Source organism: Sporocytophaga sp. (genome assembly GCF_017745095.1).
Lineage (GTDB): Bacteria > Bacteroidota > Bacteroidia > Cytophagales > Cytophagaceae > Sporocytophaga.
Genome location: NZ_JAGHZZ010000005.1, coordinates 213,530 through 234,567, shown reverse-complemented (window position 1 = coordinate 234,567; position 21,038 = coordinate 213,530). Strand labels below are relative to the sequence as shown.

Annotated in this window: 21 protein-coding genes; 8 read left to right on the top strand and 13 right to left on the bottom strand. The window is 35.2% G+C overall.

The features are described from left to right. Positions 1-22: 22 nt before the first annotated feature. The 9 genes from J7604_RS09850 to J7604_RS09810 all read right to left on the bottom strand — a co-directional run bounded on the left by J7604_RS09850 (position 23) and on the right by J7604_RS09810 (position 9,013). The gene (locus J7604_RS09850) at positions 23-424 is read right to left on the bottom strand and encodes a response regulator (protein WP_293894876.1); all 402 of its coding nucleotides are present in this window, start codon (positions 422-424) and stop codon (positions 23-25) included. Between the two features lie 196 nt (positions 425-620). Continuing rightward, entirely contained in the window at positions 621-965 is a 345-nt protein-coding gene (gene rplT / locus J7604_RS09845) for a 50S ribosomal protein L20 (RefSeq protein WP_028978497.1), read from the bottom strand. A 105-nt stretch (positions 966-1,070) separates the two neighbouring features. Next, positions 1,071-1,265 (bottom strand): 50S ribosomal protein L35, encoded by a 195-nt coding sequence (gene rpmI, locus J7604_RS09840; protein ID WP_293894868.1) that lies wholly within the window; start codon positions 1,263-1,265, stop codon positions 1,071-1,073. Positions 1,266-1,291: 26 nt separating this feature from the next. Then, positions 1,292-1,846, bottom strand: a complete 555-nt coding sequence (gene infC, locus J7604_RS09835) for a translation initiation factor IF-3 (protein ID WP_293894865.1) — start codon at positions 1,844-1,846, stop codon at positions 1,292-1,294. 80 nt (positions 1,847-1,926) lie between these two features. Further along, positions 1,927-3,867: a threonine--tRNA ligase gene (gene thrS / locus J7604_RS09830; RefSeq protein ID WP_293894862.1), complete on the bottom strand. Its 1,941-nt coding sequence runs from the start codon at positions 3,865-3,867 to the stop codon at positions 1,927-1,929. A 2-nt stretch (positions 3,868-3,869) separates the two neighbouring features. After that, the gene (locus tag J7604_RS09825) at positions 3,870-5,132 is read right to left on the bottom strand and encodes a tetratricopeptide repeat protein (protein WP_293894859.1); all 1,263 of its coding nucleotides are present in this window, start codon (positions 5,130-5,132) and stop codon (positions 3,870-3,872) included. Between the two features lie 37 nt (positions 5,133-5,169). Next, a complete protein-coding gene (locus tag J7604_RS09820; RefSeq protein WP_293894856.1) occupies positions 5,170-7,701 on the bottom strand; it encodes a DUF5686 and carboxypeptidase-like regulatory domain-containing protein in 2,532 nt (843 codons plus the stop codon). Between the two features lie 29 nt (positions 7,702-7,730). Beyond that, positions 7,731-8,291: an ElyC/SanA/YdcF family protein gene (locus J7604_RS09815; protein ID WP_293894852.1), complete on the bottom strand. Its 561-nt coding sequence runs from the start codon at positions 8,289-8,291 to the stop codon at positions 7,731-7,733. 107 nt (positions 8,292-8,398) lie between these two features. Beyond that, complete coding sequence (locus tag J7604_RS09810) at positions 8,399-9,013, bottom strand: RNA methyltransferase (protein ID WP_293894848.1); 615 nt, start codon at positions 9,011-9,013, stop codon at positions 8,399-8,401. 193 nt (positions 9,014-9,206) lie between these two features. Between J7604_RS09810 and J7604_RS09805 the strand changes: the two genes are divergently transcribed. Beyond that, a complete protein-coding gene (locus J7604_RS09805; protein ID WP_293894845.1) occupies positions 9,207-9,683 on the top strand; it encodes a DNA starvation/stationary phase protection protein in 477 nt (158 codons plus the stop codon). 7 nt (positions 9,684-9,690) lie between these two features. On the opposite strand, the gene J7604_RS09800 is transcribed toward J7604_RS09805, so the two are convergent. Together J7604_RS09800 and J7604_RS09795 are read right to left on the bottom strand one after the other, a co-directional pair. After that, the gene (locus tag J7604_RS09800) at positions 9,691-12,294 is read right to left on the bottom strand and encodes an AAA family ATPase (protein ID WP_293894842.1); all 2,604 of its coding nucleotides are present in this window, start codon (positions 12,292-12,294) and stop codon (positions 9,691-9,693) included. Positions 12,295-12,606: 312 nt separating this feature from the next. Continuing rightward, positions 12,607-12,981, bottom strand: coding sequence for a hypothetical protein (locus J7604_RS09795; RefSeq protein ID WP_293894839.1), 375 nt, complete (start codon positions 12,979-12,981; stop codon positions 12,607-12,609). Between the two features lie 99 nt (positions 12,982-13,080). Between J7604_RS09795 and lhgO the strand changes: the two genes are divergently transcribed. Next, complete coding sequence (lhgO, locus tag J7604_RS09790; RefSeq protein ID WP_293894836.1) at positions 13,081-14,277, top strand: L-2-hydroxyglutarate oxidase; 1,197 nt, start codon at positions 13,081-13,083, stop codon at positions 14,275-14,277. Here the strand turns inward: lhgO and pgeF are convergent, their stop codons facing one another. Then, positions 14,278-15,069, bottom strand: a complete 792-nt coding sequence (pgeF, locus tag J7604_RS09785) for a peptidoglycan editing factor PgeF (protein ID WP_293894833.1) — start codon at positions 15,067-15,069, stop codon at positions 14,278-14,280. Between the two features lie 153 nt (positions 15,070-15,222). Between pgeF and J7604_RS09780 the strand changes: the two genes are divergently transcribed. The 3 genes from J7604_RS09780 (at position 15,223) to J7604_RS09770 (ending at position 17,374) form a co-directional block, all read left to right on the top strand. After that, the gene (locus J7604_RS09780; protein WP_293894831.1) at positions 15,223-15,489 is read left to right on the top strand and encodes a hypothetical protein; all 267 of its coding nucleotides are present in this window, start codon (positions 15,223-15,225) and stop codon (positions 15,487-15,489) included. Between the two features lie 89 nt (positions 15,490-15,578). Next, the gene (locus tag J7604_RS09775; protein WP_293894829.1) at positions 15,579-16,790 is read left to right on the top strand and encodes a DUF763 domain-containing protein; all 1,212 of its coding nucleotides are present in this window, start codon (positions 15,579-15,581) and stop codon (positions 16,788-16,790) included. An 89-nt stretch (positions 16,791-16,879) separates the two neighbouring features. After that, positions 16,880-17,374, top strand: a complete 495-nt coding sequence (locus tag J7604_RS09770; protein ID WP_293894826.1) for a DUF421 domain-containing protein — start codon at positions 16,880-16,882, stop codon at positions 17,372-17,374. Positions 17,375-17,450: 76 nt separating this feature from the next. Here J7604_RS09770 and J7604_RS09765 read toward each other — a convergent pair whose 3' ends face one another. Next, positions 17,451-17,603: a lmo0937 family membrane protein gene (locus J7604_RS09765; protein WP_156026851.1), complete on the bottom strand. Its 153-nt coding sequence runs from the start codon at positions 17,601-17,603 to the stop codon at positions 17,451-17,453. A gap of 196 nt (positions 17,604-17,799) precedes the next feature. Here J7604_RS09765 and J7604_RS09760 point away from each other — a divergent pair, with 196 nt between their 5' ends. From J7604_RS09760 to J7604_RS09750, 3 genes are all read left to right on the top strand, one after another. After that, positions 17,800-17,970, top strand: a complete 171-nt coding sequence (locus J7604_RS09760; RefSeq protein WP_293894823.1) for a hypothetical protein — start codon at positions 17,800-17,802, stop codon at positions 17,968-17,970. Between the two features lie 275 nt (positions 17,971-18,245). After that, on the top strand, positions 18,246-19,430 hold the full coding sequence (locus J7604_RS09755; protein ID WP_293894820.1) for a hypothetical protein: 1,185 nt from the start codon (positions 18,246-18,248) through the stop codon (positions 19,428-19,430). After that, complete coding sequence (locus tag J7604_RS09750; protein WP_293894817.1) at positions 19,427-20,917, top strand: hypothetical protein; 1,491 nt, start codon at positions 19,427-19,429, stop codon at positions 20,915-20,917. Before J7604_RS09755 ends, J7604_RS09750 begins: the two co-directional genes overlap by 4 nt. Positions 20,918-21,038 lie beyond the last annotated feature (121 nt).

Sequence of the window (21,038 nt, the reverse complement as noted above, 5' to 3'; positions counted from 1 at the left end):
ATCAGAAAACGTTTCCACAAAGTTAATCAATATTTTTTGAAAGTAGATTCTTGAGTTTAGCTTCCGTAAGAGGTTTATTAATATATTCAAAATCCCCTAAATTTTTCACCTTATCTACGTCTTTCTGATTGGAGGAAGTGGTTAATATTGCAACTTTGACATTCTCCTTATTATTGAAATCCATTTTATTAAAAATGGAAAGGAACTCTATGCCATCCATAACAGGCATATTGATGTCTAATAGGATAAGTTCAGGACAAGTCTTGTCTGTAGAATTGCAGTTATCCTTGATATAATCAATACCTTCTTCACCATTAAGGGCTACTTCTATCTTTGGATTTTCCAAATGTTTCGAAATAAGCCTTTTGTTAATGAAGTTAGTGATATTGTCATCATCTACTAAAAGAATTGAATTTAATCCCATTCATTAAGCTTTTATTGACTTCTAAATTTTAACAAATTAAAAGTTAGGAATGTTTGCATTCACCTACAAAAGCATTGAGAATCAAAAAATAACAAAAAAATACCAAACAGGAAGCCGGGGATTAAAAAGTAAGAAAATGGGAACAAAAAAAGTCCCTCATAATTGAGGGACTTCTTATATTCAAAGTGATAAATTCTTACTTAACTTTTTGAAGAATTGCTTTAAAAGCAGCAGGATCGTTCAAAGCTAAATCTGCAAGAACTTTTCTGTTGATTTTAGATCCTGAAGCATTCAATTTACCCATGAATTTTGAGTAAGAAAGGCCCTGCTCTCTCGCAGCTGCATTTATTCTCATAATCCAAAGACTTCTAAAGTGTCTCTTCTTCTGTTTTCTGCCGATATAAGCATAAACAAGACCTTTTTCAACTGCGTTTTTCGCAACAGTGTGAACATTTTTTCTTCTGCCGAAATAACCTTTCGCAGCTTTTAATACTTTTTTTCTTCTTTCGCGGGAAGCAACCGATGGTACCGACCTTGGCATAATTAATTTGTTTTTTGGATTTTGGTGACCCTTTCGGGTACTTTATACCGCATCCTGGTTTAACATTGATTTTAACCTAATCACAAATCAGAAAATGATTTGCAATTATAGCTGAAGCATTGCTTTTACGTTGTTGATATCAGCGTTGCTTACAAGAGTAGCGTGAGTAAGCCCTCTTTTTCTCTTAGTAGATTTTTTGGTTAGGATGTGGCTTTTAAAAGCGTGTTTTCTTTTAATTTTACCAGTTCCAGTAACCTTAAATCTCTTTTTTGCTCCAGATTTAACTTTTACTTTCGGCATTTTTATGTTTACTTTTAAATTAAAGCTTATTTTTTCAACTTGGGAGTAAGCATGATAATCATCCTTTTCCCTTCAAGTTTTGGCATATCTTCAACTTTTCCAACTTCTTCCAGCGCATTGGCAAACTTCAAAAGCAAATGTTCCCCTCTTTCTTTATAGACAATTGTTCTACCTACGAAATGTACATATGCCTTCACTTTTGAACCTTCTTTCAAAAAGTTCAGAGCATGTTTTAACTTAAAGTCGAAATCATGATCATCGGTATTAGGACCAAATCTGATCTCTTTAACTACAACTTTATGAGTTTTAGCTTTAAGTTCTTTTTGCTTTTTCTTTTGCTCGTATTTAAACTTGGAGTAATCTGTGACTTTACAAACCGGAGGATCTGCATTCGGAGATATTTCTACCAGGTCTAACCCTACATTCTTGGCAATCTGAATCGCTTCTTGAATTGGATAAATTCCCTGTTCAATATTTTCTCCAACTACACGTACCTTAGAAGCGCGAATTTTCTCATTTATGTTATAGGGCTCTTCTTTTTGTCTTGGACCCCTATCTCTCGGACCTTTTTGTAATGACATTTATTTAGTAAAACCTCCTTGTTATTCTTTTATATAAAGTGCGAATTTCGTAAACTTTTGAATTATAATGAAATATTTCTTTAATTTTTATTAAGTTCTAAAGCTACCTCTTTCTTAAAAATATCAATAAACTCTGACAATGAGAAACTTCCAAGATCTCCTTGACCGTGTTTTCTTACTGCTATTTTTCCTTCCTCCTGCTCTTTTTCACCCATAATCAGCATAAACGGAATCTTTTTCACTTCCGCATCTCTGATTTTTCTTCCAATTTTCTCATCTCTATGGTCGATAAAACCTCTTATGTCATTTTCTTCTAGCTCTGAAAAAATTTGAGAGGCGTAATCAGCATATTTTTCTGAAATTGGCAATACTGCAATCTGATCCGGTGACAACCATAAAGGAAAATTTCCCGCACAATGCTCGATTAATACAGCTACAAATCTTTCCATAGAGCCAAATGGCGCCCTATGAATCATTACAGGCCTGTGTTTTTGGTTATCAGAACCGATATATTCCAACTTAAAACGTTCCGGTAACTGATAATCCACCTGAATTGTTCCAAGCTGCCACTGTCTTCCCAATGCATCTTTTACCATAAAGTCAAGCTTTGGACCATAAAAAGCCGCTTCCCCTAATTCGGTTACAGTATTTAGTCCTTTCTCTTCTGCTGCTTCTTTTATAGCAAGTTCTGCAAGATCCCAATGAGCGTCATCTCCTATATATTTAGTTTTATTACAAGGATCTCGAAGTGAAATCTGAGCAGTGTAATTTTTAAAACCTAAGGCATTGAATACATAAAGCACCAGGTCAATTACTTTTTTAAATTCATCCTTTACCTGGTCTGGTCTGCAGAAAATATGTGCATCATCTTGAGTAAATCCTCTTACTCTTGTCAGACCATGAAGCTCTCCACTCTGCTCATATCTATAAACTGTTCCAAATTCCGCAAGACGAATTGGTAGCTCCTTATATGACCTAGGTTTTGTTCTGTAAATTTCGATATGGTGAGGACAATTCATTGGTTTCAGCAAAAACTCCTCTCCTTCATGAGGTGTTTTTATAGGCTGAAATGAATCCGCTCCATATTTTTCATAGTGACCCGAAGTTAAATATAACTCTTTACTTCCGATATGAGGAGTCACAACAGGAAGGTATCCTGAACGGATCTGAGCTTTTTTAAGAAAGTTTTCTAATCTATCTCTTAACGTCGCTCCTTTAGGTAACCAAAGCGGAAGTCCTTGCCCTACCTTTTCACTAAATGCGAAAAGCTCCAGTTCTTTTCCTAGTTTTCTATGGTCTCTTCTTTTAGCTTCTTCAAGGAATTCAAGATATTCAGTAAGTTCTTTCTGTTTCGGGAAAGTTATTGCGTAAATCCTGGTTAGCTGCTTATTCTTCTCATCCCCTCTCCAGTATGCACCTGCAACGTTTAACAATTTCACCGCTTTGATAAAACCAGTATTGGGAATATGTGGTCCCCTACAAAGATCAACGAAATTCCCCTGAGAATAAAACGTAATAGACCCATCAGAAAGACCTTCCAGCAAATCCAACTTATATTCATCTCCTTTTTTAGTAAAATACTCTATCGCATCCTTTTTGGAAATATCTTTACGAACATATTCGCTTTTGCCCTTTGAGAGCTCAAGCATTTTATCTTCAATCTTTTTGAAATCATCCTGAGAAAATTCTTTTCCTCCAAAATCCACATCATAATAAAATCCATTTTCAATAGATGGACCTATTCCGAATTTTGTTCCAGGATATAAAGCTTCCAGAGCTTCAGCCATTAAGTGAGCTGAAGAATGCCAGAACGTTGATTTACCTTCCGTATCATTCCAGGTCAACAATTGTAATGTAGCATCGTTCTTTATGGGACGATTTGCATCCCATACTTCGCCGTTTACTTTGGCAGCAAGAACATTTCTTGCAAGGCCTTCACTGATGCTAAGGGCCACATCCATTGAAGTTGCCCCTTCCGGAAACTCTCTAACCGATCCGTCGGGTAATGTAATTTTGATCATTTTTAACTATCTTTTCGCTCTGGGGCGATATTATGAATTGAATCAGTTTTTTTAATTGTTGGCACGTTCTTTTTTATACGGGTTGTATCTTTGGGAACAATCGGTTTCGGTTTCTTAACCTTTGCCGTATCCTTTTTGGTTTCGACTTTGGGTGTTTTAACTCCTGACTTTAGAGTATCATCTGTCAACGGACCTTTCACATTAGGTTTAAGAGCCGAAGAATCCACTTTTGGCGCAACTACAACTGGCGGATACAACTTGTACAATCTCGTTAATGCCTCTTTAGCTTTAATATTTGTAGTATCTTCAGATTTTACATTTTCATAATACGAAACTGCTTTAGCGGCTTGACCTGTTTTCTCCAAAATTTCGGCAATGTACAAATTTGAATTTAAGCTAAACTCAGGTTTATCAGTTAGTGGGGTAAAATAAGTTTGTGCTTCAGTATAACTTCCTGCATTGAATGCGTCTACGCCCAGACGATAAAATGCAGGAAAAAATGCAGAATCCATTTGTATCGCTTTTCTAAATGCCCTGAGAGAGCTCGTTTTAAATCCTTTTGAATCCAAAATTACTCCTTCAAAATAGGTAAAAAAGGGATTATTAGGATTGATCGCTCTGCCCTCCAAAACATAATACATAGCAGAATCTTCCTTATTTCTTGCAAAGTAAATCTTTGCCAGTTCCTGATAAGGTTTTGCATTTTCCGGATCCTGACTCAGAGCTGATCTATAAGCTCTTACTGCTGCGGTAGTATCTCCTTTAGCTGAATCAAAAATCCCCTGAAGTAAAAACACCTCCGAGTGCACCGGAGCCAATTGTTTAGCTTTGGCAAGGTATTGTTGAGCCTTTCCCAGGTCCTTTATTTCCCAATAAAGTCTTGATAATAATAAAAACAATTCCGGATCATCGTTTTTATAGCTTTCTGCACGATGCGCAGTATTCAAAGCCAGGCTTGTCTTTCCCATCTTCTGATAAATACGAGCCAGCAACTCATAATAAAGCTCTTCATTGCTTTCTAAGTAGATGGCTTGATTTATATCTTTCAGTGCATCATTGTATTTATGGACATCAAAAAAAACCTTGGCTCTCTGAAAATAATATTCAGGATTCTCAGGATCATCTTCAATTAAGCCATTAAGATAGGTTAGTTGTGGTTCAAATGAACTGTTATATACAACAGGAGGAATTGTATCCTGCTTTGCATTCATTGAACAACCGGCAAATATTAAACCCGAAAGTATTAAAAATATAAAATTCCTCATATCTGTTTCCGCTCAAAATTAAAAAGGGATTTGGTATTTACAATACAAATTGAACAGATACTTTGACTCCGAATTTCCGCACATCTGGTTGGTTCAGGTAAGTGAGTCTGTGGACGAAGTCAACCCGGAATATCTTGAAAATGTTTTCTATTCCGTATCCAACTTCAACATAAGGAGTTGAAGTCATATAGCTAAACTCCGGAGGTTTCTCTCCATTAGGAGTTTCTTTTGCAATGATTTCCTTGTTTGCCTGACTTATTCCTCCGAAAAGTACATTAGCAGTACCAACAAATCTCCATTTAAGCCTTTTCACTAAGGGAATTCTATTGAAAAGCAACCCTTCAAAGTATTGACGATATTTTATCCCTGCATAGGTATCGTTTATGAACTCAAAATAGTTCATTTGGTTGTAGGCAAAGTTGGTAAAAAATATTGTCTGGTTACCCAAAGGGATGTTTAAAAGCGGATAAGGCACTTTGGAAAATATCCTTCCCGCAAAAATATCATAATACCCTCTACCCAATATTCCGAGCTGAATCATATCATCCACATGCAGGTTTAGCCTGGTATAATTGAACTCTCCTCCTAAAAAGCCTTTAATTCCTTGTGTCACACCAATGGTCAAGACAGGCCATTTTTTAGTTCCCAGGCTTATCCGTTCGTTATCGTTTTGAACGAATACTTCATCTTTGGTAATTCTTGTTTCTAGCGTCAGTTCGGTTGTCTGAATGGTACTCCTGAGAGTTGAATCTCCGTTTTTTAAATTGCTATAATAAGCAAATGGAAAAATCGGATTAATATACCTGGTGCGAAGTTGAATTTTAGGGGTAAAATCTTTTTTAACCTCACTTTGGAATGAAAAAGTATTTTGCTCACTCCAGTAAGGCCCCCTGAGAGTTCCCCATCTGGTAAAGGCAAGGAATAATGCATTCGAAGTAACGTTCTCTGTGGCAACTCCCAGCTGCTCTATGTCTGCCTTTCGTTCTATTGTAGCAACTGTCCAGGGCTTTCTTGAGAATATATAACTGGCGCCCGCGGAATATTTAAATCCATTTAGCCCATAACTATCTTTTGTTCCATAGGCCAAATACCCTTTAAATACCCATTTTTTGCTAAAATCAATATTGGTTCTGAATCCAAGTCTGAATCGATTTCCTTCAATATTGTTATTGGCATAAGCCATTAAATAAGGTCCAACGTCTATTTTACCTACCTTTTTATATCCGTTTATAAAAATATTTACAATTTCAACATAAGTTTTTACTACTGGCACATTGTTTACCGAGTCAATCATATTATAAACATTTTGCTCAGTAGCAGTTAAAGAATCATGTCTGTTTTGCTGCCAGTATTCCTGGCCTTTCTGCTGGGCATCTTCCTCCACTTCCAATAAAGATTCGTAAAACTTAAGCGGTTTTGGCTTGTTTACTTCTATTTTTTTATTTGAAGTATAAAACTTTGCAAGCATTCCTGGTGAAGTTTCGCCTACTTCATCAATATCTATTAAAATACGGGATTTTACTGGCAACCACGGACCGGCTTCTGTCGGAGCCAGCTCCTGCTGAATCTTTATTTTATCAATGTAATTAAGATTGGCATCCCGATTTACTGTTACATCAATTTGTTTTAATGCAAAAGAAGTATCAGCAATCCACATAAACCCATTAAACGCAAGGTCCTGGGCCCTTTTTGGTTTAAACTCAAGCTTATAGCACCATTTACCATCCATAAAAGCACTATCCACCAACCAGTAGTTATAGGAGCTGTACCATCCGTCACTTATTGGTGAAATGAAATCTTTATTCAGAATACTAAGTCGGTTTTTATAAAAATTATATTGTTGAAATGTGGATCCGATCAGCTGAGAGACGAGAGTTCCATCATCAACACCAACACCTTTTACATTAGTGGCAACAATATGTTCTGTAGTTTTATCAGGGTTAGTCCTGTGATAGTACTTAGAGACTGATTCAGACATGAATACCGGAAGTATTGGTTTTCCTTCATCACCTGCTATTATTTTCAAGCTATCAAAAACCTGAACTAGCTTGGACATAATTTTACGCTTTCTGAATTTCTCAGTGATATTATCTATACTTAGTTCTATTTTAGAATAGCTTTCATACTCATAAGCATCAAGCTTTCTATAATCATTTTTATCTTTATTATCAATAACGTTTCGAAGTATTCTAAATGCAGGATTTTCCCCGGCAACGACTGTTACCTCTTCTAGATTTTTTACTTCAGGAGTAATCTGAAAATCTATGACCTGATTTGACAAACTTTTATTTATTGATTTAGATTTTGGGAGATATCCAATAAATAATACAGTAACAGAATCCGCTGCCTGATTGACTTTTAATGAATAAAAACCTTCAAAATCAGTAAGCGTTGCCTGGTTGGATTTACGTTCCACCACATTGGCAAATGGAATTCCTTCTCCGGTTTCAGAGTCAGTCACTTTACCCTTTATGGTGATTTCCTGTGCGTTTGCAATCAGCACACAGAAGATCTGCATTAAAAGAGAAAAAATAATGCTATTAAATAAAAACTTTCTTTTACTATTCACCCTCTAAATATATAAAATATGTTTTTTAATTAAATTTTAATCGGAATTTTTTGTCCCAGATACTTCGGTTCTTTTTTCAGGATATAAAGATCTATAACAGCTTTACATCTCGCAAGATACTCTCTTGTTTTTGTATAAAAAGAGTGCTTCATTTCAACTTTCTCAGCTACGAAACCTACTGAGCTCATTCCATAGTAATTGCTTATAAATAAAGCTCTAAAAATATGAAATTCCTGAGTGATGATGATCACTGAAGTTTGATCAAAAACTTTTTTGGATCTTACAACTGAATCAAAGGTTCTAAACCCTGCATAGTCGAGCTGAATAACGGAGTCAGGTATACCAGCCTTAACCAGTGCTTTTTTCATATCCTGGGGTTCATTGTAATAGGCCAGCGAATTGTCTCCGCTTAGAATAAAAAACTTCACCTTGCCCTCTTGATATAGCTTTCTCGCTGCTTCTATACGATTATGAAAAAAAAGGTTGGGCTTCCCAGTTCTGAAATATTTGCTGGTGCCCAAGACCAATGCGATATTTTTAGCAGGAACCTGGCTTACTTCATAATAAACCTGATGCTCTGTGGAATTCACAACCCAAAGATTACATAAAAAAATAATCAGGACTGACACTAGAAATGAAATCGACCCTATTTTAAAAATCTTTTTTGCCACCTTTCAACCTCTAATTTGAATAATGTTTATTTGCATCTTTTATAAAATTCTTTTTCCAACAAATCAGACTTCCTAACAACTCCTTTAATCCACTTTAAGTAAAGTATCTCCTTTTCTTCCTGAGAAAGCTGCCAAACTTCCGGTGGCAATTCTCGCATTCTTAATGTCAACTGATGTATACAAATTGCAGCACAAACAGAAATGTTCAGACTTTCAGTAAATCCAACCATAGGTATTTTAATAAATCCATCTGCATGCTCTTTAGCAATTTCGCTAATACCATTTTGTTCACTACCAAAAACTAAAGCAGTTTTGGTATCTAATTGGAAGTCCTCCAAAGCAATATCATTGGTATGTGGTGTAGTTGCAATTATTTTATAGCCTTTTTCTTTAAGCTTCCTATAGCATCCCAATGTATTATCAACACCCTTAGTATTGTGCTTAATGATATCAACCCATTGAGCAGAACCTAATGTTACATCTTCACTGACTTTATATTTATTTTTATTTTCAATTACATGTATATCTTGAATGCCAAAACAATCACATGTGCGCACAACTGCACTTGCATTATGCGGTTGAAAAATATCTTCGACAACAACTGTTAAAAACCTTGTCCTTGTTTCAAGGACTTCCTCCATTTTTTCCCTTTTATTGTCGGTAACAAACTGAAGGAGATAATTTATTAAATCCTGTTTCAAAAATCTCGTCTAATTATAATTCTCCGATGCTTATCTAACTAATTAACACTGGTTTAATTCCCAAAACTAACCTTTGCTCTCATGGAAGTGTTCTAATACAAAGGTATCTATTTAATTTTAAATAAATAGGGATATGATGGAATTGAATAAAATTGGAATTGAGGTGGATGTTGCGACAGAAATCGCTGAAAAATTAAATGACCTTTCTGCAAACTACCATATATTTTATCAGAATGTAAGAGGGTTTCACTGGAATATAAAGGGTAAAAATTTCTTTGCTCTGCATCCAAAATTTGAAGAACTATATACTCAATCTTTCGAGGATATTGATAAAATAGCGGAAAGAATCCGAGCTTTAGGATTTATTCCAAAACACGCCTATTCTGATTTTATCAGAACAAGTGATATTAAGGAAATGAAAGATGTTACAGATGAGATTACTTGTGTAAAAGATACTCTTCAAAACCTGAGCATACTGATATTCAAGGAAAAAGAAATCATGAAACTCACTTCTGATGGTCATGATGACGGCACCAATAATATGGTCAATGACTTTATTGAAGACCATGAGAAGCAAGTTTGGATGCTATCTGCATTCCTTAGTCAGTAAAGGTTGCTTAGCTTCCTAACCGGAAACCTATTCGTCCAGCTGGCTGATAGGTTTCCGGAATAAAACATTTCACGTCGTCCATTGTCAGCATTTGAAGAACTTCAACAGTTCTTTGATTCCCGGAAAGAGATGCCATCCTAAGATGCTGATTTCTGATAGCTTCTTTGATAATTTTTCTTACCGATCTGGCATTTCCAAAAAACTTGTCTCGTTTCAAAAATATTGAATTCAAATATTCCTTAAGCCTTGCTGAAGCATCTTCATCTGGAGTCAGATTTTCTTCTGCCAACATATTCAATGCTATTGAGAATAATTCTGAAGGCTCGTAGTCATTAAACTCTAAAACTTTATCAAACCTTGATTTTAGGCCTGGATTGGCTTCCATAAATATTCTCATATTATCTACATAGCCGGCAACAACAACAATAAACTGCCCCCTTTTATCCTCCATCTGTTTAAGAAGAGTTTCAATAGCTTCTTTCCCAAAGTCACTGTTTCCGCCTTCTGAAAGGGCATAAGCTTCATCAATAAATAAAACGCCTCCATGGGCTTTTTCAATTTGCTCCATGGTTTTGATTGCAGTTTGTCCGATATAACCTGCTACAAGCCCCTGCCTATCCGTTTCTACCAAGTGACCTCGTTCGAGTATTCCAAGAGCTTTATATATTTTGGCTATGATCCTTGCTACTGAAGTTTTTCCCGTTCCAGGATTTCCGGTAAAAACCGTATGAAGGGAAAATTTATTTAATACATCCCTTCCTGTTTCTATGTAGAACCTCACCAGCTTTACCATTTCCAGAAGCTCATTTTTAACTTCTTCAAGGCCAGTAAGCTTATTCAATTCGCTTAATGCCTCCTGTAGAAGCACTTCATCTACAGGAATATCGGGAGAAACCAAAGCCGAGTTTTTAAACAATTGTTTTACATCTTCCAATTCTATAGTTTGTAATTGTTCTGCAGTCAACTTTTCTGGGTTTTGAGATTTCATAACCCTTAAGCCCATATTCATTTTAGCTTCTTCTACAAGACCAGTAACCATTCGAGCATTTCCAAAGGCCTTATTTCTGTTTCTATATGCCTCAGTTAATTTTTCCGAAAGGAACTTCTTACCATTTTCCGAAAATTTAACATATCTTTTTTCAGCTGATAGTTCAGCTATTTGAATTAACTCCTGAGGAAGATAATCAGGAAATTCAAAAAGAAGATTAAAACGAGATTTTAATCCTGGATTAGATACCAGAAAATGGTTCATTTCCTTAGGATAACCAGCAACAATAATTGCCAGATCACCAGGGCCATCAGACATTTCTTTTAGTAAAACTTCAATTACCTCTCTTCCAAAATCCTGGCCTGTATCGCCCTCTCTTACTAGGGAATATGCTTCATCTATAAATAAGACACCCCCTCTGGCCTTCTCTATTACTTCTTTTGTTTGAGGAGCTGTTTGTCCTATGTATTTGCCACAAAGTTCAGCTCGTCCGGCCTCAGTAACTTTTCCTTTGGAAAGAAGTCCGAGCTTGAAATAAATCTGTCCCAATAATTTGGCTATAGTCGTTTTCCCAGTACCTGGATTACCAAGAAATACAGAATGAAGACTTATTTTTTGATTTTCCTCAAAACCCTGATCTTTTCTCAGCTGCAAAAATTTGAGGTAAGAAGTATAATCCGTGATCTTCGACTTTATACCTGAAAGACCTATCATTTCATGCAGACTCTTCATCAGTTCTTCAAGCGAAGGTCCTTTTTCTTCCTGAAGTATCAATGGAAGCGGGATGTTACTAAAATTCAAATCAACTAAAGGAATTCCCTCAACAAAATCATCTTTAACTTCAAAAGGAATTACTGCAATAAGCTGATCCATGAAAATTACCTCGAGCGTATATTTATCATGATACCAGGTCCCCTTACTATCTGCGCCCCAACCGGTTGTAAAGGTTATAAAACTATCCTCCGGGTTTATATATTTCAGTTCAGAAGTATTTCCTTTTAATTGGCCGGCATCATTGTAAAAATTAAAAAACAGCTCACAGTACCAGGGAAGAGCCTGTTTGTTAATAATATTAAATTCTACCCAAATAAATCTACATTCATTTGCATCAAACTCAATATAGGATTTTCTCTGCTCAGGGACTATGCCTTCATTTGGCCCCTCGTATAATCGAACAATATCAACTTCAAAATATGGATTGAGATTTTGATCTACCACCCCACCGTTTTCTACATAAAAGCTTTTTATCCCAACAAATTCATCTTCGATGTAAGCTTCCCATTCGTAGTCACCTCTTAACCAAAAAGTTCCTTCTTCTTTATTTCCCCAACCTTCCCTAATGATTACAATATTCTGATCAGAGGTTATTTCCACTTTCCTTTCGATACAACAAAGCTCTCTCCTACCTGTCTCATTCAGGGCAAAGGCTTTTAAAAGGATCTTTGCTTCCCAGTCAGCTTCGTCAAATAGTTTATTGTAAAAAGATAATTCACAATACAAATAGGTAATTTCTTTAGTATCATATACCCTTCTGTACTTTTTTGTATTGCCATCCATTGTTTCAGTGGACGAAAAGATCTTAAGATCCTTAAACTTGTATTTTTTCTCCAGATTACTAATCACTGCTAAAAATATATAAATCTAATTTTCAATCAACTCCCCTTTAATATAACAGATTAAATTCATTCGAAAAAAATTAAACGGATTAGTTCTTTATATGTTCCTATCAAATGGACCAAATTTAACTTATTTATCCACTTTCCAGTAAAATTCGAATTTATTCAAAAAATATGGCAAGGTTATTGCAAAATACTTTAATGCAAATAATTCTCATAGTTTATATAAAAAGAGAGACCGCTTTCGCAAATGGCGGTCTCTCTTGCTTTATATGTGATTGAACTTTGGCTTAGTCCCTCTTTCTGATTAGTACAAGTTCTATTTAAGATCTGAATTATCAGACTTTTTAAAATTTTCTCTTGGGCGCCTTTGTGTTTTTCTCACTGGCTCCTGGGTACTTCTCACAGGCTCTCTGTCCCTTATTCTGTTTTCATAAATAGGCTTTTCTCTAATAGGTTTTTCTCTTTCTATTTCTACAGGTTCGGACCATTCAATATCGTCGTCCTCCTCCCTTCTGTACAAATTTGTTTCAGAAACAGTAACTCTCTTATCTCTTTTGCTTCTCCTCTGATTAAAGTTTATTATATAAGCAGGAATAAGCATAATTACTAATACTATTAAAGACGGCAACACGATCATCATAAAGCTTTCCTCCATTATTTGTCCTACTTCATAACATCTTTTAAAAAACATTAGTTTTTCCGGTCAATTCGCTTTTGGATTATTATCTTATTATTTTTGTTCTTCAGGGTAAAGTCAAAAAGTTAAGTACCTGAAGTACATTTAATAAAAATGAATTACGACATTATAATTATTGGTGGCGGCATCGTTGGACTTGCTACCGCACTGAAAATAAAAGAGTTAAACCAAAATTTAAAAGTAGCCTTGCTGGAAAAGGAAGATGAGCTGGCTAAACATCAGACTGGAAACAATAGTGGAGTTATTCATTCGGGAATTTATTATAAACCGGGAAGCCTAAAGGCAACAAATTGTATCAGAGGGTATAATATGCTTTTAGATTTTTGCAGAACCAATGAAGTTCCATTTGAATTGTGTGGGAAAATCATTGTGGCTACCAGTGAAAATGAGCTACCTGCAATGGATAATGTATTTAAAAGAGGGCTAGAAAATGGACTTCAGGGGCTGAAACTAATAGGCAGTGAAGAAATTAAAGAGTATGAACCGCATTGTACAGGAATAAAAGGAATAGTAGTACCTCAGACTGGAATCATCGACTATACTGCAGTTTGCCTTAAGTATGCAGAACTTTTTAAAAAAGCGGGAGGAGAAATTTTTCTCAATCAAAAAGTTGATGATATCCTTGGTAAAAACTCTGGTGTAGAAGTGGTAACATCTGATAAAACCTTTTCCGGAAAATTAATCATTAACTGTGCTGGTCTTTTCTGTGACCGAATTGCAGCACTTAGTATCAAACCGATAGATGTTAGAATAATACCATTCAGAGGTGAATATTATGAGATCAAAAAGGATAAACAACATCTTGTTAAGAACCTTATTTATCCGGTTCCAGATCCTAATTTTCCTTTCCTTGGTGTACATTTTACAAGGATGATCAATGGAGGTATTGAGGCTGGCCCCAACGCTGTGTTTGCATTTAAAAGAGAAGGGTATAAAAGAACAGATTTCAATTTAACTGATTTTTATGAATCCGTTACCTGGCCGGGCTTCCAGAAAGTGGCTAAAAAATATTGGAAAACAGGACTAGGAGAATATCAAAGGTCTTTTTCCAAAGCAGCATTTACAAAAGCATTGCAAAGGTTATTACCAGAAATACAGGAAAACGATCTTATCCATGGAGGTGCTGGTGTGAGAGCACAAGCTTGCGAAAGAAATGGCGGGCTGATTGATGACTTTATGATTCTGGAAAACAGCAATACAATCAATGTATTGAATGCCCCTTCTCCTGCGGCCACATCATCTCTATCCATAGGTTTGACTGTAGCTGAAATGGCAATTAAAAGATTATAATCAGTGGGGATTAATAACAATCCCTGCCCCAAATCTTCCAGCTTTATTTTGAGACTTTCTTGCTGAGAAAAACTTATCAGCATTTTGATAGGTGCAAATGCCTGCTATTTCTATATTCTCAGGGTTCAAATGTCTTGAGATTAACTGAAATTTATTTGCTTCCCATAAATTAAAAAAAGTCTTTCCCTCAATTTTAGTGACCATAGAAGAAATAGTACCAAAAGCATTTTCTGCCGCATCTATCACTTCCTGACCTACTTCATAAATTTCGGGAGAAATACTTGGTCCAATTCCAACTACGAGATCAGAAGCCTTCGTTCCAAATTCCTTTTCCATATTTCCAATTGTCTTATCCAAAATTTTTGAAACGGTTCCTCTCCAGCCTGCATGAACAGCACCAACAGCTTTATTAAGCTTATCATAAAGCAATATAGGTACACAATCTGCAGACATTACAGCAATACAGACTCCTTGCAGGTTTGTAATAAGTGCATCAGTATTACTTAAGGAATCTCCATTATCCAAGTTTCTAAGCACGGCCACCCTATCCGAATGTGTTTGGTCCGGGAAAACGATGTGATTTTCAGTAACATTCATTGCTAGAGACAGTAACTTTCTATTTTTTATTACGTTTAACTCAGTGTCGTTGACTTTAAAACTGAGGTTTAAACCACCCAATTCGCCGGCGCTACAACCGCCTTTTCTTCCTGAAACAAAATGATTTATTTCGGTGCATTTACTCAGGTTTGAAAATTGCCAAAGTTGTAGTTGATCAAATTGTATGGAAATCATATAGAATTACATTATCTAAATAAAATTATAAAATAAACGGCCAATTGAATAATAGTTTCAATAAGTTTTAAAAATAAATTATAATTTTGAATCATTCAAAACCATTATCATAAACTTACAAAACACTGATAATGAAACAAAACAAGTAAAATCATGAATACTCTCAATTTTAAACATATAGGAAAAACACTAATTTCAGTTTCTTTGGGAATAGCTCTGATTTCAGCTTGTACAGCCGAAAAAAAGACTTCAGCAAAAACACTAAACAGTGAAAATCAGACCTGGCAAAAAGAAAGTAGCAGAGAAACTAAAAAACATCTCAAAAGTGTAAAGGTAAAGAGAAAAGAACTTGAACAATATCAGCCATCTGCCTCTCTTTATAAGAAACCTAAAAGCGGTAAGAGAAAGAAACATTTTTAATTTTTAAATTACTTTTTCCTACTCCTTCTCTTTCGTATCTTTAATTATAAAGATATTCCTCAACCAACATTTACTGACCTAATTATTTCATGAGACGTTCAGGTTCTGCTGATCTCCCATTGCATGGCGGGCACGTCCCATATTGGCTTTCTGAAAGAATGGCAAAACTAGGAGGCGCAATTGTCGAATCCTTAATTTATCATTATGGTACCTCAGAAGTTCTGAAAAGATTAAGTGATCCCTTGTGGTTTCAGGCATTTGGAGCAGTTTTAGGCATGGATTGGCATTCTTCAGGGATCACAACATCAGTGATGGGAGCCTTAAAAAAAGCAGTTAATCCTAAATCCTCAGAGCTCGGGATTTATATTTGCGGAGGTAAAGGAAAACATTCCAGAAACACCCCTGATGAGTTATTAAAAATCTCAGAAAAACAAGGCTTGAATGCCAACGATCTCATAAGATCCAGCAAACTTACAGCAAAAATTGACAACAATGCTATACAGGACGGTTTTCAGCTATATCTACATTCTTTCATTGTAACCAAAACAGGTGAATGGGCTGTAGTTCAGCAAGGGATGAATGAACAAAACAAAATGGCCAGACGATATCATTGGCACAGTTCAAGCATAAAATCATTTGAAGAAGAACCTCACACCAGCATCTTTGGAAAGAATCAAGGATTAATATTAAACCTGACACATAAAGAAGCTGCACCTGCAAGAAATGGTCTGTTGGAACTAACCAAGGAACAACCCGGAATAATGATGAATGAGATCAAGAAGCTTATAATGCCTCTACGTCATGAACTCAATGTGACAGATGTTAATCTCAAAAGACTTGGAAGTGTGCTGGCGCTTGCACATGAAACTGAAGTAAGAAATTTCGAAGAGCTTATTCTTCTTAAAGACCTTGGACCAAGAACAATACAGTCTATGACACTGGTAAGTGAGATTATTCATGGAACTCCTTCTAGATTTAAAGATCCTGCAAGATTTTCTTTTGCCCATGGAGGAAAAGATGGACACCCTTTTCCTGTTTTAACCAAGGTATATGACGAAACTATAGATACATTGAAGTACGCTGTAGAAAAAGCCAAACTAGGAAGTAATGAAAAAGATCAAGCTATAAAAAAACTATCACAACTTTCATTTGAAATAGAAAAAGAATTTATCCCTAATGATAATTTCGATAAAATTATTGAAGAAGAACGAAATAATGCATACAAATATGGCGGTATGACTGTCTTTGGTAAATCTAAAAAATCTGAAGATAAAGGTTCAAATCAGCTAAGCCTTTTTTGATATATCATAATTCAATTAAACTTTATGTGCCTATGAGAGTTACTTATTGAAGTAATTAAAAGAAATACCGATAGGGATTGTAGGAAATAATGGATCACATCATTCACCTTCTCTTTAAAGCTAACCAATCTGAAATCACATGGTGGGCAATGATTTTTCGAGGTATAGTTATTTATTTCCTCGCGATATTCATTATAAGATTCGGGGGCAAAAGAATACTAAGCAGATTTGGAACCTTTGATGTTGTAATCAGCATCATAATTGGAGCTATACTCGCTAAAGCAATTGTCGGAAGCGCAAAGTTTATTCCCACAATCATTACATCTTGCGTCCTCGTCTCCATCCATTTTTTTCTTTCAAAACTAACGCTGTATTATCATCCTTTAGGTCACCAGGTTAAAGGAAATCCTCATTTGCTTTACGAAAATGGTAACTTTATTGATGCAGCACTGAAAAAAAATAATATCACCCATGATGATATAATTGAAGCTGTAAGATTACAAACACAATCAGAAAGTCTTGAAAATGTTGATAGAATTTATCTTGAGAGGAATGGACAGATAAGTTTTGTTTTACATTCATGAAACTATAAAATCAAAAAAGATAAGAGGACGAACTTGTTCTACTTCTACTTATCTTTTTTGATTTTATAGAAATCGGTCAAGCTCCTCTTATTACTCTAAATAAGAAAAAGACAACAGCCAAAACCAATAATATATGTATAAATCCTCCTACTGCATCACCAAAACCTAAGAATCCAACAAGCCAGCCTATTAACAGGATCACAGCTAATATATACAATAAATTTCCCATAATCGCCTCCTTTTCATTAAAAACGAATCTTAAAGTCCCTAAAGTTTCCTTATTTACCATATCATATAACTTTTTTGCAAACTATACAGAATGTAGTTTATCCTTATTGAATATGGGATGATCATCACCCCTTCAGAGGTGAAACTTTTCATAAGTCTCTATTCGTTCTGAAGGTGTACAAATAAACGTTATATCAATGATCGATCCAGATAAAAAAGTAGAGAAAGATAAAGCTGAATATTCTTATGTTTATCAAAGCTCTCAACAACCATTGCACTTTGAAAATGAAGGTGGAGAATATATAGAAGCTGAACCGAACAGAATAGATGCTTCGACTGGTATTATTGAATATAAAGATATCAGATAGTTTAATTCCATATTTCTACATTTAACATTATTGAAGTGTAAACTTCATTAACTAAAATTATATCTTAGTTAATGAAAAATTTAATTCGTAGTTTTTATTATAAATACATTACGAACCTGGGGGAACGAAACAGGTTTATAATATTGTAATAGTTTTTAGCCTTGATTTACTGATAAAATATCTTTATTAAAAAAAATTGTATTGTATTTTTTAAATTTTTAAAACTTCCTGGAATTAAACATGTTTTCATATATTCACTTTTTTAAATGACTAATATGGAAACAATTACACCTGTATTTAAACTGCCATCAAAGAAAACTGAACAGCGAGAAAGTCATATTTCTTTATATACAATCTTTCTAATATTTGGGGTAACAAGTATCATGACTGGCGTTATATGGGACATTTCCTGGCATATGAGTATAGGCAGAGACAGTTTATTTTCTCCACCACACCTTGCGATCTACTTAGGTGGACTTGCTACTGGCATTGGATCTATCATCAAATTATTAAAAATAACATTCAGCAAGAAAGTAGAAATCAGAAACAGCAGTGTATCATTCTGGGGAATGAAAGCCCCTTTAGGAACTTTACTTTGTATTTGGGGAGCCGCTGCTATGCTTACGTCTGCTCCATTTGATGATTGGTGGCATAATACATACGGTCTTGATGTAAAAATTTTAAGTCCGCCACATGCACTTCTATTTGCAGGCATTATCAGTATCCTCACAGGAACAATGCTTACGGTCCTTTCCTTTCAAAATCAAAGAGAGCAAATTCATCCCATGAATAATAATCTACTCAGATGGGGCTTTGCCTACACAGCATCTTTGTTTCTTATTGCAATGTATATATTCATTATAGAGCATTTAGGAAGGACTAAAATGCATAATCCATTGTTTTACCAATTGATTTGTTCTGTTTTGATAATGCCCGTTACAGCGACAATGCGTGGATCAAGATTAAGCTATCCTGCTACAACAATCACTGGATTCTATACTGTAATATTGCTCATCCAGCTATGGATGTTACCCCTGATTCCTGCAGAGCCTAAGCTTGCCCCCATTCTTAATCCAATAAAGCATTATGTCCCGCTTTTATTTCCTTTATTATTAATTATACCAGGTTTTATACTTGATAAACTTTATAAAAGAATCAACAACAAAAATATTTTTGCTCAGGCGGTCTTATGTGGTTCCTCGTTCTTTGCATCTATATTTATAGCGCAATGGTTCTTTTCTTACTTTCTTAATTCGCCAATATCTCACAATTGGATTTTCCAAACACATGCTTTACCCTACTATAAAGATCCAAGTGTACCAAACAGATTTGAATTTACAAGATATGCAGGAACTACAACTCAATACTATTTAGGATTTATGATCGCGCTAACATATGCTATAGTCTTCTCTTACCTGGGTTTAAAATGGGGTAACTGGATGAGGAGGGTTCAAAGATGAAACTTTATATAACTTTATTACTGGTTCTTATAAGTTTACAATCCCGCGCCCATGTTGGAAGTCCGGATATCGTATATCAGGGCAATGCAGGTCCTTATCCTTTGCTTATAACCATACAACCACCGGATGTAGTACCGGGAATAGCTAAAATCTTGATAGATGCAGGAAATGAAAAAATAAATCGAATTAAAATACAACCTGTCTATTATCAATACGGATCATCAGGTGCACCCAAAGGTGATGACATCAAAAAGGTGGCTGGAATGAATCACTTATATGAAGGTAGTCTTTGGCTTATGACCTTCGGTTCTTCAAGCGTGAAAGTATCTGTAGAAGGAAAAAAAGGTATTGGCTCAACAATTGTCCCGGTTCCTGCTATAGCGACTGCAACAAGAACTATGGATCAAACCACCAGTTTGGGACTTCAGATTATGGGCGCTTTTTTAATTTTGTCACTTATTACTATAATAGGAGCTGCGATCAAAGAATCAACAATCCCTCATGGGGCGATACCTACCCCTAAAGGGAAAAGATCAGCTATTATTGTCATGAGCATTACATTTATTTCAATTGTATCATTACTCATATTTGCCAATAACTGGTGGGGTAAAGTAGAAAGTGATTATAGAAATAACATGTTCAAACCCCTTAAGTTAAATGCGCACATTAAAAAAGAAAATGATAAAAGCAACCTTTACCTTGATATTGTGAATCCTGAATGGCAAGAAAGGAAAGTAAATGACCTGATTGCCGATCATGGTAAGTTAATGCATCTTTTTCTGATAGATACAAAAGGTCAACAGTTTGCCCACCTTCATCCTATACCAAAAGATTCATTACATTTTACGAGTTTTCTGCCTTCTTTGAATGAAGGGAATTATCTGGTATTTGCTGAAGTTGTTCATTCTAACGGGATGGCTGAAACCCTTACAGATACGCTACAAGTATTGGAAAAGATAAATTCGGAAATTATAGATACTAATGATTTTGCAGGAGATGTTCCATTAAACTCAGAGGCTTCCATTATTGACAATCTAAAAATAAAGGCCAATATCCAGAACGATATTATTGCAGGCAAACCAGTAAAAATTTCTTTTAAATGTACTGAAGATGGCAATATGCCAGCAAACCTGCAACCATACCTTGGAATGGCGGGACACGCAGTAGTAATGAAAGATGATGCATCTGTCTTTATCCATCTACATCCTATGGGAACTATTTCAATGGCTTCTCAATACGCACTTGCACAAAAGATCGATAAAAATGTGACAATATGTGGAAATTTATCCGATGCTAATATCGCAAGTTTGGATACGACTGGTGTCGTTGATAAACAAACTATAAGTCTTATGAGATCAAAGAATGAATATAATAGTGAAATTATATTCCCATATGTGTTTCCAAAACCAGGAGTCTATTATATTTGGGTTCAGGTGAAACATAAAGGCACCATTAAAAATGGTAAATTCAAAATAAAGGCTGTCTAAAGCAGTAAGAATATTTCTTAACTATTTATCGAAACAAACACAAGCGTCCTATTTAAATCAGAGGCTTGTGTTTTTTTTTGTAAGAAACATAATAAAGGAATAAGAATAAAAAGGTCTATGC